This window comes from Streptomyces sp. NBC_01717, from assembly GCF_036248255.1.
Taxonomy (GTDB): Bacteria; Actinomycetota; Actinomycetes; order Streptomycetales; family Streptomycetaceae; genus Streptomyces.
Map to the genome: position 1 here is coordinate 8,249,008 of NZ_CP109178.1, position 13,046 is coordinate 8,262,053.

Here is a 13,046-nt window from a genome sequence, read left to right on the forward strand (position 1 = left end):
CTGCCACGTCTGTGTCCCGAGCAGCGTAAGCGATCACCTGCGGTGATGCCGAGGGCGGGGCTGCGCGGCGCGCGGGTACCCGGGGCGAGCCGGTCCTGTGCGGTGGTGTTCCCGGCTGACATCGCGTCACGCCCCGGCGAGGGACACCTCGGTCGACTTGATCAGTGCGACGACGCTCGATCCGGCAGTGAGGCCGAGGTCGGTGACGGCCTCCTTGGTGATCGCTGCGGTCAGCTCGCCGCCGACGACGGTGACCTTTACGGAGGCCATGGCGCCACCGGTGGCGACGTCGGTGACGGTGCCAGGCAGCCGGTTGCGGATGGACAGTCCGGCCACCGCACCGGTGGCCAGGGCCACCTCGGTGGACTTGACCAGGGCACGTACGGCGGATCCTTCGGTCAGGCCGAGATCCTTGACGGCCTCCAGGGTGATCGCCGCGGTGAGGTCCTGGCCGCCGTCGAGGCGGACCTTGACCGTTGCCATGACCTCTCCGGCCGTGACGGCGGTGACGGTGCCAGGGATCTGATTGCGGATGCTCAGGCTCATGACGAAGCACCTCTTCGAAGAGTCGGGGAATGTCAGGCTTTTGCGTGCGGTGGCTTCCCAAGCCAGCCGGATCCGGCGACGCCGTTGGGGTGCGTGTCGCATCCGCAAGGTGCGGCGGCGGAAGAACCATGCATTTCAGTGGCCCGTGAACGACAGGGGGCTTCCCGCGGCGTGCACCCGCGTACCGAGGGCGATACGTCTCGCTGCCGTCGGACACCGGCAGATGCAGACTTGTCCTGCTGATATTCCTTGCATCTACTACGCCACACCCGTCGACGGGTGAGCATCTGCACGCCTGCGAGGGTAGGGTCTTTGGGGAGGTGGCAGCCCGTGATGCCCGTGGTCCAGGTCCTGGAGCACACACCGCAAGAGGGTCCGTACGCCATCGGTGACGCCCTCAGGGTGGCCGGTCTGCCGTTGCGGGTGTGCCGCATCCTTCGTGCCTGCGGGCTTCCCGCGGAAGGCCCGTACCGTGTGATCGTCGCCGACACGGGAGGCCGGCGGGCGGGACTGGCAGAGGGGGCGCTTGCCGAAGTGGTGGCCCGCCTGGGGCCGGGGCCTGCTGCGGTGGGGCGTCTCCCGGAGGGCACCGCATTCGCGGTCGTCCCCGAAGCCGATGGCGTTCCCATTCCCGTTGCGATGAGTGAGGTCTGGCCCCTCGTCGCCGCCTGCGCGCCGCCCCTACCGTTGCACGGTGGCGTCGGAGCGCCGGCCGCCGGCCCGCTCCAGCTGCCCGGGGCGCTGGTCGAGGCCCGTTACGCGCTCGCCTCCGCCCGCAGCGCCGCCCCGGAGACCTCGCTCCTCACCGACGCTGCGACCCTCACCAGTCTCGGCACTCTCCTGGCCGGGGTCCCGGCGGAGGTCCGCACCGCCTACAGCCGGTCCGTCCTCGGTCCGCTGCTCGACATCAAAAACGCCTCCGCAGCCCCACTGCTGGAGACCCTGAAGTTCTTCCTTGCCTGCGACGGATCCTGGGCGCGCACGGCTGAGGCCCTGCACCTGCACGTCAACACGGTCCACTACCGAGTCCAGCGCATCGAGCATTTCACCGGCCGGGACCTGTCCAGCCTCTCCGACCGCCTGGACCTGTGGACCGCCCTGCTGTGCCGCACCAACCCGGCGCTGCCCGCTACGAGCGGCCTCCCGACCGATCGACGTGCACGCTCGTCGACTTCACGCGCGCGGTGACCGTGACGCCGACCGCGAGGCCCAGATCTTCCACTGCCTCCCGGGTCACGAGCGATTCCACCCGGTGGGGCCCGGACTGGATCTCGACCCGGGCCACGACGTCGTCCACATCCAGGGCGGTGACGATGCCCGTGAACGCGTTACGCACGGAGGTGGGCGGAGCCTCGTCGGGGACGCCCCGCACATCACCCGCCGCCCGCTCCTGCGCGAACCGCGCCAGCCCCGCCCCGTCGATCACCCGGTTCTCGGAGCTGCCCCGCCCCATGGGCAGCCGACCGCCGTCCGCCCATCGGCGCACGGTCTCCGGACTCACCCCCAGCAGGCGCGCGGCCTGCCCAATGCTGTACGTCGGCACACCGAAACCCTAGGCCCTGCCCGTACGGTACCCACGGAGGTCGCGCATGCTGCTGCGTCAGCTGGAATACCTGGTCGCCCTCGCCCGTGAGCGTCACTTCGCGCGCGCGGCGGCCGCCTGCTACGTCTCCCAGCCCTCGCTGTCCGCGGCGATCCGCCGCCTCGAACACGAGCTGAACGTCCCGATCGTGCGGCGCGGCCGGCGCTACGAAGGCCTCACCCCGGAGGGCGAGGTGGTCCTGGCCTGGGCGCACCGCATCCTCGCCGAAGGCGACGCCCTCCGCCATGAGCTGTCCGCCCTGCGCGACGGCCTGGCCGGCACCCTTCGCCTGGGCGTGGTCCCCACCGCACTGCCCGCCGCCTCTCTCCTGACCACCCCATTCTGCGACCGTCACCCCCGCGCCCGGGTGAGCATCGAGTCGCTGTCGTCGGCCGACATCACTCACGGTCTGGCCGAGTTCGAACTGGACGCGGCGATGACCTACCTCGACGACGACTCCTTGCGCGGCGTGCGCCGACTCCCGCTGTACGAGGAGAGATATGTGCTGCTGACCCCGGTCGACGGGCCGCTCGGGGTCGCCCCGGCGGCGAGTTGGTCGCAGGCTGCCGCCCTCCCGCTGTGCCTGCTCAACTCCCGTATGCGCAACCGCCGCATCATTGACGAGTGCTTCGCCGCCGAAGGTGCTACCGCCGCCCCCGCGATCGAGTCGGACAGCGTCGCCGGGCTGTACGCGCACCTGCCCGGCGGCCGCTGGTCGAGCGTGATCTCGCACGCGTGGCTGCACATGTTCGGCGTACCCGACGGAATGCGGGTCGTACCCCTGGAGGGACCTGCACGCGGGCCAAGGGTCGGGCTGGTCGTCGCCCGCAGCGAACCCCAGTCGGTGCTCGCCGAGGCGCTGCTGACGGCAGCCCGGGAGGCGGGCGTACGGGACGCGCTCGACGACCTGCTGCACACGTACCTGGGCGGCGGACACGGCTGATGGACGCGGCCTGTCCCGGCATGACGAGGGATGCCTTGACCTGGGAGTTCGACGGAGGGGGCGGTGAACAAACTTGCCGGTAACGCAGTTGAGGAGCCGTGGCATGACCAAGTTGCTTTGCGTCCTGTACGACGACCCCACTCGACGGATACCCGACCACGTACGCCCGTGACGACCTCCCCTCGATCGACCACTACCTCGGCGGCCGGACCGCACCCACTCCCGAGGCGATCGATTTCACGCCGGGCCACCTCCTCCGCAGTGTCTCCGGCGAGATCGGCCTGCGGGACTTCCTGGAGAAGGCCGGGCACACCCTCGTCGTCACTTCCGACAGGGACGGCGACGGCTCGGTCTTTGACCGCGATCACCGCGGGCATCGCCTCCGACGGTCCAATAGGGTCGGAGGCATGACGACACCCCTTGCCGGCAGTGCCTTCGACTCGCTCCGCCTCGACGCCGTGCCCGACCAGGAGGCATTGCGCCGGGTCTACGAACTCCCCAACGATGCGGCCGTGCGGAAGCAGATGACCGAACTCACCGAGCAGACCCGGAGGTTGATCGGCTGCTCATCGCTGGTCCTGGTCGCCAGTGCGGATGCCGAGGGCAACTGTGACGTCTCCCCGCGCGGCGGCCCCGCCGGGTTCGTCGCCGTCCTGGACGCACGGACGGTGGCGATACCGGACGCGACCGGCAACAAGCGGCTGGACACCCTGCAGAACGTCGTCGCCACCGGACGGGCCGGGCTGCTGTTCGTCATTCCGGGGCGCACCACGACGCTCAGGGTGAACGGCCGGGCCTGCGTCTCCACCCGCCCAGAGCTGCTGTCGCAGCTGACCGCCGTGGGTAAGCCGCCGGCCAGTGCGCTGGTGCTGGGGATCGAGGAGGTGTACCCGCACTGCCCCAAGTCGCTGCTGCGCAGCGGGGCCTGGAAGCCGGAGCAGTGGCTGCCGGCGGACGCCCAGCCGGCCTCGGCCGAGGTGACGCTGGCCCAACTGCGGATGCCGGAGCTGACGATCGCCGACATCGAGCAAGCCGAGGCGGACTCGCTGAAGTACCGGTACGAGTAGCGGGCCGACCTGCGATTGCTGAACCACCAGCCGGCCGAACCCCCAGGCCGGCACGCCCCAAGATCAATCGCGGGGCAGCCCGTAAGTTCTCGGCTGCATGTAGTCCCCCCGCCTCAGCGGGGTCAATCCCGTACAGAACCGCGGCGGCCACTGCCTGCTTCACGCCACAAGCCTCCTGCTCATCGGCCGGTGCGAGCCACAGTGGTATCAGACGCGACGCGGAAGACGAGGAGTCCATGCGTAGGTAGTGGCAGGCGCCGTTGATGTGCAGCGCGAGAACGTAAACGTCACCGCCGTCAGCCTTGCCGGAGACCACGCGCACGGTGTCCCGGGCGGATATGAGCCGCTTGTCCTTCAGCAAGTCCACAGCGCCCTGCGGAGCATGCGAATATCCTGCGGTAGCTATTTGCCGGTACACATTCGCCCCGGTGGGCTGCCGCGCGAGCAGCTCCCCCATCTGCGCCGCGAGGCTGCCGGGCGCGGGCTGCTCGGCATCGGTCGGCCGGTGGCAAGCCGACTGCGCCCCTGCGGCTCCGATGAGGGCGACGCATCTGAGTAGCTGTGCTCATGTGCGGTGCCTGCCACGACAGCATGCTGGGCGGCATGCGAACAACAGGCTGTCACGCGGAAACAGGACGGTGGTGGGTGTGAGGCCCGGGGGTGAGCCGTCGACGGGCGAGCAGGTTGGGGTCAGCGTGGCCCTACTCATCATCGACCTGATGGTCATCGCTTGGTTGGTGTTCCGGTACGGGATGACGGGCTGGGCCGACAGCTACGACCACGGCAATCCGTCCAGCGCGCCCAAGGAAGCGTTGCGGGGAATGTGGCTCCTGGTCGGCGGCGCAGTCGTCACAGGCGGTGGTCTACTTGCTCTGCGATGGCGTATTCCTGGCGTCGTGCAGCTGGTTGTCCTGGGAGTCGGAGCAGTGCTGCTCGCCTACTTCGCTGCCCGTGAATAGCGCACGTCGGTTTGCACCGCAACGCACCACCTCCCCGGCTCCCATCCCGTCCGCCTTCGACCCACACACCGCGGAGCCTTACCCGCCTGGATGTTGGTGAGACAGGAGGGTGGATGAGACATGCGAGCTGTTCATTACGGCGCTCAGCGGCGGTCGGGCAGACTCCAGCGGTACGGAGCGATGAGCCGGTCGATCGACTCGGGTCCCCAGGATCCCGGGGTGTACGGCTCGACCGGCGGTGGGGTCGCCAGCAGAGGGGCGGATGCCTCCCACAGACGCTCGATCCCGTCGGAGCGGGTGAACAGGGACTGGTCTCCCAGCATCGCGTCCAGGATGAGGCGTTCGTATCCTTCGAGCGCGTACATCGAGTTGAAGGAGTCGGCGTAGTCGAAGACCATCCCGGCCTCCTCCAGGCGCATGGCAGGGCCGGGCTCCTTCACCAGGAAGCGAGTGGCGATCCGGCCGGGGTCGTCGAAATCGATCACCAGCTCGTTGTTCCGGGCTTCCGCGCCGCCCCGCGCGGGCAGCGGGAACATGCGGAGGGCCGGTTCCCGGAATCCGAGCGTCACGACGTGCCTTCCTTCTCCGAGCGACTTGCCCGAACGCAGGAAGAAGGGCACACCGGCCCACCGCCAGTTGTCGAGTTCGACGCGCAGCGCGATGAACGTCTCGGTGTCCGACCGGGGATCGACGCCCGGCTCGTCGCGATACCCCTCGTACTGGCCACGGACGACCTGTGTCGGGTCCAAGTGCCGCATGGACTGGAAGACCTTTTCCTTCTCGTCCCGCAGCGACTTCGCCGTGAGTTCGGCCGGGGGCTCCATCGCCATGAAACCCATGAGCTGGAAGAGGTGAGTGACGATCATGTCACGGAAGGTGCCGGTGCCTTCGAAGAACTGTGCCCGGCCCTCGATCCCGATCTTCTCAGGCACGTCGATCTGTACATGGCTGATGTGGTCGCGGTTCCAGACGGGCTCGAAGAGACCGTTGGCGAACCGGAGGGCGAGGATGTTGTCCACGGACTCCTTGCCGAGGAAGTGGTCGATGCGGAAGATCCGGGACTCGTCGAACACGGAGTGGATCGTCGCATTGAGGGCCTGGGCCGAGGGGAGATCCGTGCCGAAGGGCTTCTCCACGATGACGCGGGCGTTCTCGGCGAGGCCGGTCGCGCCCAGCATCTCGATCACGGAGGCGAAGGCCGTCGGCGGAACAGCAAGGTGGAACAGCCGGCGGGGTTTGCCTCCGACGGCGTGCTCGGCCTTCCGTACGGCCGAAAGGAGCGGCTCGGGGTCGTCGGGGTCCGCCGCGCCGAATGTCAGCGCTTCCTCGAACTCCTGCCACTCCGGGCCTTCCGGCTTCGATCTGCCGAATTCGGCGGTCGCCTCCCGGGCCCGTTTGCGGAAGTCGTCGTCGCTGAACGCAGCCTGGGACGGTGCCGAGCCGACGATCCGGTAGCGGGCCGGCAGCAGCCCGGCCTTGGCGAGATGGAAGAGTCCTGGCAGGAGCTTGCGCCGGGCGAGGTCACCGGTCGCACCGAACAGCACGACGACGTGGTCGTCGGGGACCGGACCAGTGCTTTCGGACTCGGGGCCGCTGGTCATGGTTCACCGCGCCTTCTCGGCGTGACCGCCGAATTCGCCGCGCATCGCGGACAGCACCTTGTCCCGGAACTCGCCCAGCCCGCGCGATTCGTACCGCTCGGTGAGCGCGGCGCTGATGACGGGCGCGGGCACGCTCTCCTCCACTGCCGCGACCACTGTCCACCGGCCCTCTCCGGAGTCGGAGACCCGGCCGGCGAAATCGTCGAGTTCGGGCGAGCGGGACAGCGCGTCGGCCACGAGGTCGACCAGCCAGGAGCCGACGACGGAGCCGCGGCGCCACACCTCGGCGACCTCGGCCACGTCGATCTCGTACTGGTAGGCCTCGGGTTCGCGCAGCGGGGCGGTCTCGGCGTCGACGGAGCGCGAACGCAGGCCCGCGTCCGCGTGCTTGATGATGCCGAGCCCCTCGGCGATGGCGGCCATCATCCCGTACTCGACCCCGTTGTGGACCATCTTCACGAAGTGGCCTGCGCCGCTCGGGCCGCAGTGCAGATAGCCCTGGGGTGCGGTTCCGTCGGTCCGGGTCCTGCCGGGGGTGGGCTCGGCGTCCCCGGTGCCCGGGGCGATGGCGCGGAAGACGGGGTCCAGCCTGGCTACCGCCTCTTCCTCGCCGCCGATCATCAGGCAGTAGCCCCGCTCCAGGCCCCAGACACCGCCTGAGGTCCCGCAGTCCACGTAGTGGATCCCGCGCGGAGCGAGCTGCTTCGCCCGGGTGATGTCGTCCCGGTAGTACGAGTTGCCGCCGTCGATGACGGTGTCACCGGGGTCGAGCAGGGCGGCCAACTGGTCCAGTGTCGACTGCACCACTCCGGCGGGGAGCATCAGCCAGACGTTTCTGGGCTTCTCCAGCTTGTCGACCAGGTCGTGGAGGGAGGAGGTCGCGGTCGCCCCCTCCTTCTCCAGCTCCTGTACGGTCTCCCGGTCGAGGTCGTAGACGACACAGCGATGGCCGTCACGCATCAGTCGGCGCACGAGATTGGCGCCCATCCGGCCGAGCCCGATCATGCCGAGCTGCATGGGTGTGTCCGTGGTCATGGCCGACTTCCCGTTCTTCGGAGCGCGGTGGTGACGGATGACAGCGTTGGCGGAGGAGCCGTGGCCGGGCTCCGGCTCGTGGGCGATGCCGTCATGTCCTCGCCCTCTGCCGCGACTGCACCGGTTCCCGTGCGACCTCGGCCACCCCGATGCGGGATGATTCCGAGATTCGTGAGCACGAGGGGCACCCGGTGAGTGCCGAACTGTTCGGCCGTCCGGAACCTTTGAGGGTTTCCTGAAGCTCATCCGGAACTTCAGTAGTCAGGTCCGGGTTCTGGACCTACTTCATGAGTGCTTCTTTGTCCTTGGGATGACGCTCAGCCAATACCGTGAGGATGATTTGAACAGTTCCGGTGTCCTGTTTTCGGTCCGCGAGGGTCGATATCTTGCAGAGTTCGCCGTCCGGAAGAGATCTGTAGTCGTCGCTCATCACAACCACTCCCGACCGTAGTTGCTCTGAAGTGGGCTCACCTTCGGTGGCATGCATGGTGTGCCCGGCGTTGCGAGCGGCCTCGGTCAGTGGTCCCTCGCCCGTGGCCGAGGCCCTAATCTAGCGTCGGCGAATGATGGAACCGGGCATACCGGGCCGCACAGGGGCCGGGAATTCTGCCTTCTTTGCGTATCCGCTGCAGCAGACCAGAGGCAAGGGGTCCTCGGCACCCTCGTGGTCGAACACCTCCTCTTATTCACATTCGAGAAGACGGCTCATCATGAACTCGGCTTCATCGGGTGGGATGTCGATTCCGATATGCACGCGAGGCATCGACGTACGCCTCGACGTCGCCGAGAGCGTCGGCGGCGACACGCGAAGTCGGCCACACACGGAGACGGCCGGCCCGTCGGCCCGGATGCGTGGGCCGCGCTGTCGGGTTCGCTTCGACGGCCCCGGCTGACGCGTGGGGCTCGGTCGCCGGCGTGCGAAGCAGCCACTGCGAATGTGACGAGCAGCACACTGGTGTGAAATCCACTCCTCAGGTCATCATATGACCCGATCACCAAATGGATCACGAGCCGGGCTGTGCCCCGGGACGGCGCAGCGAGACGGGATGGGCATGAACGAGCAGGACAGGCCGGCACGGCCACGCGTGGGCGTGGTGGGACTCGGGGCCATGGGTCTCGGCATGGCCCGCAGTCTGCGGAACGCGGGCTACGACGTGGGCGTGCACGATCTGCGACCGGAGGTGGCCACGGAGTTCGCCCGTGACGGCGGGACGGCATTCACCTCGTGCGGCGACCTGGCGGCGGCCGTCGACGTCCTGGTCGGCGTGGTGGTCAACGCGGCGCAGGTCGAATCGGTGCTGTTCGGTGCGGACAGGGCGGGCGACCGGCTCCGCCCGGGCACTGCCTTCGTGATGTGTTCCACGGTCGACCCCGGCTGGTCCGCCGGGCTCGAGGGGCGCCTGGCCGAGAAGGGGGTGCTCTATCTGGACGCGCCCATCTCCGGTGGTGCCGCGCGCGCGGCGGCCGGCGAGCTCACCATGATGACGTCTGGCTCCGCCGCGGCGTACGCGGTCGCCGATCAGGTACTGGAGGCCATGAGCAGCACGGTCTACCGCCTGGGAGACCGCGCCGGACTCGGCTCGAAGGTCAAGATCGTGAACCAGCTGCTCGCGGGCGTGCACATCGCCGCGGCAGCCGAGGCGATGGCACTGGGCATCAAGTCCGGCGTTCCGGCCGAGGCCCTCTACGAAGTCATCACGCACAGCGCCGGCAACTCGTGGATGTTCGAGAACCGCATGGCGCACGTGCTCGCCGGTGACTACGCGCCCCTCTCCGCGGTCGACATCTTCGTCAAGGACCTGGGGCTCGTGCTCGACGCCGCCCGGCCCGAGAAGTTCCCACTTCCCCTCGCCGCCACCGCCCACCAGATGTTTCTCCAGGCATCGGCGTCGGGTCTGGGAGCCGAGGACGACAGTGCGGTCATCAAGATCTTCCCGGGGATCGACCTGCCCGAGCAGGCGGGGGTCTGACATGGCAATCCGACTCGGTTGCATCGCCGACGACTTCACCGGCGCCACGGACCTGGCCAACAACCTGGTACGCGCGGGCATGCGCGTGGTCCAGCTGATCGACGTGCCGCCGGCCGGCGCCGACGTGACGGTGGACGCGGACGCCGTGGTCATCGCGCTCAAGTCGCGCACCGTCCCGGCGGCCGACGCCGTCGAGGCGTCGCTGCGGGCACTCGCCTGGCTGCGGTCCGCGGGTGCCGAGCAGATCTACTTCAAGTACTGCTCCACCTTCGACTCGACGCCGGCCGGCAACATCGGTCCGGTCACCGAGGCCCTGATGGACGCACTGGGCACCGACTTCACGATCGCGACGCCGGCATTCCCCGACAACGAACGCACGGTTTTCAAGGGGCATCTCTTCGTCGGTGACGTACTGCTCAGCAAGAGCGGCATGCGCCACCACCCACTGACTCCGATGACCGACCCCAACCTGGTCTCCGTCCTCGGCGCGCAAACCACGCGAGCGGTCGGCCTCATCGATCACACGGTCGTGGCGGGCGGCGCCAAGGCTGTCCGGGCCCGCATCGACGCCCTGCGCGAGAACGGCTTCGGGCTGGCCATCGCCGACGCCGTCTGCAACGAGGACCTCGTGCGTCTGGGTGCTGCGGTCCAGGGGTTGCCCCTGGTGACCGCCGGCTCGGGGCTGGCGATCGGCCTGCCCGCGAACTGGGGGTTCGTGCCGTCCCCAGCCGCCGCGCAGCTGCCACCGGCCGGCGGTCACATGGCCGTCCTCTCCGGATCGGTCTCCGCCGCCACGAACCGTCAGGTCCTCGCGTTCGTGCGCAGCGGCCGGCCCGCGTTCAGCGTGGACCCGCTGCGCATCGCGGCCGGTGAGGACGTGGTCGGCGAGGGCCTGGCCTTCGCCGAGTCCCACCTGGCCGACGGGCCCGTCCTCGTCTACTCCACCGAGGCACCCGACACGGTCCGAACCGTCCAGGGCAGGCTCGGCGCCGCCAAGGCGGGTGAGCTGGTGGAGCAAACCCTCGCCCGCATCGCGCAGGGGCTCGTGGAGCGCGGTGTCCGCCGGCTCGTCGTGGCGGGCGGCGAGACCTCTGGAGCCGTCGTCCAGGCGCTCGGCATCACCGGGCTCCGGATCGGACCGCAGATCGACCCCGGTGTGCCGTGGTGCGCGGCGGCCCTGCCCGACGGGGAGACGCTTCACATCACGCTGAAGTCCGGCAACTTCGGAGGTCCCGACTTCTTCACCGCCGCGTTCGACCTGCTGGATGAGGAGGCGCCGTCGTGACCCGGCCCATGAGTACTGCCGTCGACGAGGCCCGCGAGGAGATCGTCCGGGTAGGGACAAGCCTGTTCGCCCGGGGCTATGTCCACGCCAGCGCCGGCAACATCAGCGCCAGGGTCGGCGACAGTCATCTGATCACGCCGACCGACGCCGCCCTCGGCTTCCTCGAACCCCACCGCCTCGGGCTGGTCGACGCCCGTGGCGAACAGATCGCGGGCGATCGCGCCAGCAAGACACTGACGCTGCACCGACGCATCTGCGCAGCCGACCCCACGGCCCGGTTCGTCATCCACACCCACTCCACGCACCTGGTCGCGCTGACCCTGGCCGGCGTGTGGAGCCGGGACGACGTGCTTCCGCCCCTCGCGCCCTACTACGTGATGAAGGTCGGGCACGTTCCGCTCATCCCGTACCACCGGCCCGGCGATCCGCGCGTGGCCGACCTGGTGACCGCCCGGATCGCCGATCGCGCGGCGAGCGGCACCCCGATCAGGGCCGTCCTGCTCGACAGGCTGGGCCCCGTCGTCTGGGGGCCCGACGCGGCCACCGCCCTCGCCGTCCTCGAAGAACTCGAGGAGACGGCACGTCTCTGGCTCCTGACCGACCGTCGACCGGAGCCGCTCCCCGCCCACGCCATCGACGGACTGAGGACGACGTTCGGCGCCGCGTGGTGACCACTTCCTGACCTGCAAGAGAATCCCCTGAGCCGCACGAAGGATTCCGCCATGCCCATGCCTGTAACGGCGGCCGAGGTTCCCGACCTCGTCCGCGAGAACGCCGTCTTCCGCAAGGTCGTACGGCGTATCGTCCCCTTCCTCATTCTCTGCTACGTCTTCTCCTACCTGGACCGGGTCAACGTCGGCTTCGCGAAGCTGCAGATGTCCGACGACCTCGGTTTGAGCGAGGCGGCGTACGGCCTCGGTGCCGGCCTGTTCTTCATCGGCTACTTCCTCTTCGAGGTCCCCTCGAACCTGATGCTGCAGCGCATCGGTGCTCGCACCTGGATCGCCCGGATCATGATCACCTGGGGCCTGGTCTCGGCCTCGTTCGTGTTCGTCACCGACGAGACGATGTTCTACGTGCTCAGGTTTCTCCTCGGTGCCGCGGAGGCGGGGTTCTATCCGGGGGTCATCCTCTACTGCACGTACTGGTTCCCGTCGCACCGTCGTGGCCGGGTGATCGCGATGTTCATGTCGGCCATCCCGGTGGCCGGCATCTTCGGCAACCCGCTGTCGGGCTGGATCATGGACCGCTTCCACGGCGTGAGCGGCTGGCAGGGCTGGCAGTGGATGTTCGCGCTCGAAGCGATACCCGCGCTGGCCATCGGTGTGGCCACGCTGTTCTACCTCGACGACGGCGTGCGCAGTGCGAAGTGGCTCACCGATGAGGAGAAGGCCGTCGTCGAACGGGCGATCGCCGACGACGTCGCGCACCGGACGGTGCACGGCCGGGTCGTGGACGCCTTCCGCGACCCCAAGGTGTGGCTGATGTGCCTCATCTACTTCTGCTTCGTGATGGGCCAGTACGCCCTGACCTTCTGGATGCCCACGTTCGTCCAGTCCACCGGAATCGAGGGCAACTTCGCGATCGGAGCACTCAGTGCCGTGCCCTTCCTGGCCGCACTCGTCGCGATGAACCTGTTCGGACGTTCGGCGGACAAGCGCCGTGAGCGCCGCTGGCATCTGGTCGTCCCGAGCCTCATGGGCGCCCTCGGGTTCTCGCTGGCGGCCGGGTGGTCCGGATCGACCGCCCTGTCCCTGGTCGCGCTGTCCTTCGCCGCCGCCGGAGTGCTGACCTGCGCGCCGCTGTTCTGGTCGCTCCCCACCGCATTCCTGGGCGGTACCGCTGCCGCGGCCGGCCTCGCCGTGATCAACTCGGTCGGCAACCTCGCCGGCTTCGTGAGCCCCTACATGATCGGCGCGCTCAAGGACTCCACCGGTTCCACCTCGTTCCCGATGTACGTCCTGGCATTCAGCCTCTTCGTCGGGGCCGGCGCGGTCCTCACCACCAAGAAGCAGATCGTCAACCGATGACCGGACCCGGCACGGGTCCTGCGCCCGG

The 13,046-nt window shown here is 68.9% G+C and carries 13 protein-coding genes; 8 read left to right on the forward strand and 5 right to left on the reverse strand.

Features of this window, described 5'->3' with window-relative positions:
- Positions 1-126 precede the first annotated feature (126 nt).
- Positions 127-546 carry a TOBE domain-containing protein gene (locus OHB49_RS37345; protein ID WP_329165313.1) on the reverse strand — a complete coding sequence of 140 codons (420 nt, stop codon included), beginning with the start codon at positions 544-546 and terminating at the stop codon, positions 127-129.
- 333 nt (positions 547-879) lie between these two features.
- Here OHB49_RS37345 and OHB49_RS37350 point away from each other — a divergent pair, with 333 nt between their 5' ends.
- Positions 880-1,734 (forward strand): PucR family transcriptional regulator, encoded by an 855-nt coding sequence (locus OHB49_RS37350; protein ID WP_329165315.1) that lies wholly within the window; start codon positions 880-882, stop codon positions 1,732-1,734.
- On the opposite strand, the gene OHB49_RS37355 is transcribed toward OHB49_RS37350, so the two are convergent.
- The gene (locus OHB49_RS37355) at positions 1,676-2,089 is read right to left on the reverse strand and encodes a TOBE domain-containing protein (protein ID WP_329165317.1); all 414 of its coding nucleotides are present in this window, start codon (positions 2,087-2,089) and stop codon (positions 1,676-1,678) included. The genes OHB49_RS37350 and OHB49_RS37355 overlap by 59 nt on opposite strands.
- A gap of 46 nt (positions 2,090-2,135) precedes the next feature.
- On the opposite strand from OHB49_RS37355, the gene OHB49_RS37360 reads away from it, so the two are divergent.
- The 3 genes from OHB49_RS37360 to OHB49_RS37370 all read left to right on the forward strand — a co-directional run bounded on the left by OHB49_RS37360 (position 2,136) and on the right by OHB49_RS37370 (position 5,097).
- Positions 2,136-3,071, forward strand: coding sequence for a LysR family transcriptional regulator (locus tag OHB49_RS37360; protein WP_329165318.1), 936 nt, complete (start codon positions 2,136-2,138; stop codon positions 3,069-3,071).
- A 407-nt stretch (positions 3,072-3,478) separates the two neighbouring features.
- Positions 3,479-4,138, forward strand: a complete 660-nt coding sequence (locus OHB49_RS37365) for an MSMEG_1061 family FMN-dependent PPOX-type flavoprotein (RefSeq protein WP_329165319.1) — start codon at positions 3,479-3,481, stop codon at positions 4,136-4,138.
- A 695-nt stretch (positions 4,139-4,833) separates the two neighbouring features.
- On the forward strand, positions 4,834-5,097 hold the full coding sequence (locus tag OHB49_RS37370) for a DUF6234 family protein (protein ID WP_234432874.1): 264 nt from the start codon (positions 4,834-4,836) through the stop codon (positions 5,095-5,097).
- A gap of 143 nt (positions 5,098-5,240) precedes the next feature.
- Here OHB49_RS37370 and zwf read toward each other — a convergent pair whose 3' ends face one another.
- From zwf to OHB49_RS37385, 3 genes are all read right to left on the reverse strand, one after another.
- On the reverse strand, positions 5,241-6,698 hold the full coding sequence (zwf, locus tag OHB49_RS37375; RefSeq protein ID WP_329165322.1) for a glucose-6-phosphate dehydrogenase: 1,458 nt from the start codon (positions 6,696-6,698) through the stop codon (positions 5,241-5,243).
- 3 nt (positions 6,699-6,701) lie between these two features.
- Positions 6,702-7,733 (reverse strand): phosphogluconate dehydrogenase (NAD(+)-dependent, decarboxylating), encoded by a 1,032-nt coding sequence (gene gnd / locus OHB49_RS37380; protein WP_443079602.1) that lies wholly within the window; start codon positions 7,731-7,733, stop codon positions 6,702-6,704.
- 280 nt (positions 7,734-8,013) lie between these two features.
- Positions 8,014-8,163 (reverse strand): hypothetical protein, encoded by a 150-nt coding sequence (locus OHB49_RS37385; RefSeq protein WP_329165323.1) that lies wholly within the window; start codon positions 8,161-8,163, stop codon positions 8,014-8,016.
- A gap of 622 nt (positions 8,164-8,785) precedes the next feature.
- On the opposite strand from OHB49_RS37385, the gene ltnD reads away from it, so the two are divergent.
- The 4 genes from ltnD to OHB49_RS37405 are packed head-to-tail and all read left to right on the forward strand — an operon-like array spanning position 8,786 to position 13,018.
- On the forward strand, positions 8,786-9,703 hold the full coding sequence (ltnD, locus tag OHB49_RS37390) for an L-threonate dehydrogenase (protein WP_329165324.1): 918 nt from the start codon (positions 8,786-8,788) through the stop codon (positions 9,701-9,703).
- Position 9,704: 1 nt separating this feature from the next.
- Positions 9,705-10,988, forward strand: a complete 1,284-nt coding sequence (gene otnK / locus OHB49_RS37395; protein WP_329165326.1) for a 3-oxo-tetronate kinase — start codon at positions 9,705-9,707, stop codon at positions 10,986-10,988.
- Positions 10,985-11,659, forward strand: a complete 675-nt coding sequence (locus OHB49_RS37400) for a class II aldolase/adducin family protein (RefSeq protein WP_329165327.1) — start codon at positions 10,985-10,987, stop codon at positions 11,657-11,659. The genes otnK and OHB49_RS37400 overlap by 4 nt, the downstream gene beginning before the upstream one ends.
- 51 nt (positions 11,660-11,710) lie before the next feature.
- Positions 11,711-13,018, forward strand: coding sequence for an MFS transporter (locus OHB49_RS37405; protein WP_329165329.1), 1,308 nt, complete (start codon positions 11,711-11,713; stop codon positions 13,016-13,018).
- The last annotated feature ends 28 nt before the right edge of the window (positions 13,019-13,046 follow it).

Excerpts from the sequence above, each read along its gene's own strand:
- OHB49_RS37350 (WP_329165315.1), top strand. The coding sequence starts at position 880 with ATGCCCGTGGTCCAGGTCCTGGAGCACACACCGCAAGAGGGTCCGTAC.
- OHB49_RS37360 (WP_329165318.1), top strand. The coding sequence starts at position 2,136 with ATGCTGCTGCGTCAGCTGGAATACCTGGTCGCCCTCGCCCGTGAGCGT.
- gnd (WP_443079602.1), bottom strand. The coding sequence starts at position 7,733 with ATGACCACGGACACACCCATGCAGCTCGGCATGATCGGGCTCGGCCGG.
- otnK (WP_329165326.1), top strand. The coding sequence starts at position 9,705 with ATGGCAATCCGACTCGGTTGCATCGCCGACGACTTCACCGGCGCCACG.
- OHB49_RS37345 (WP_329165313.1), bottom strand. The coding sequence starts at position 546 with ATGAGCCTGAGCATCCGCAATCAGATCCCTGGCACCGTCACCGCCGTC.
- OHB49_RS37365 (WP_329165319.1), top strand. The coding sequence starts at position 3,479 with ATGACGACACCCCTTGCCGGCAGTGCCTTCGACTCGCTCCGCCTCGAC.
- OHB49_RS37405 (WP_329165329.1), top strand. The coding sequence starts at position 11,711 with ATGCCCATGCCTGTAACGGCGGCCGAGGTTCCCGACCTCGTCCGCGAG.
- ltnD (WP_329165324.1), top strand. The coding sequence starts at position 8,786 with ATGAACGAGCAGGACAGGCCGGCACGGCCACGCGTGGGCGTGGTGGGA.
- OHB49_RS37385 (WP_329165323.1), bottom strand. The coding sequence starts at position 8,163 with ATGAGCGACGACTACAGATCTCTTCCGGACGGCGAACTCTGCAAGATA.
- zwf (WP_329165322.1), bottom strand. The coding sequence starts at position 6,698 with ATGACCAGCGGCCCCGAGTCCGAAAGCACTGGTCCGGTCCCCGACGAC.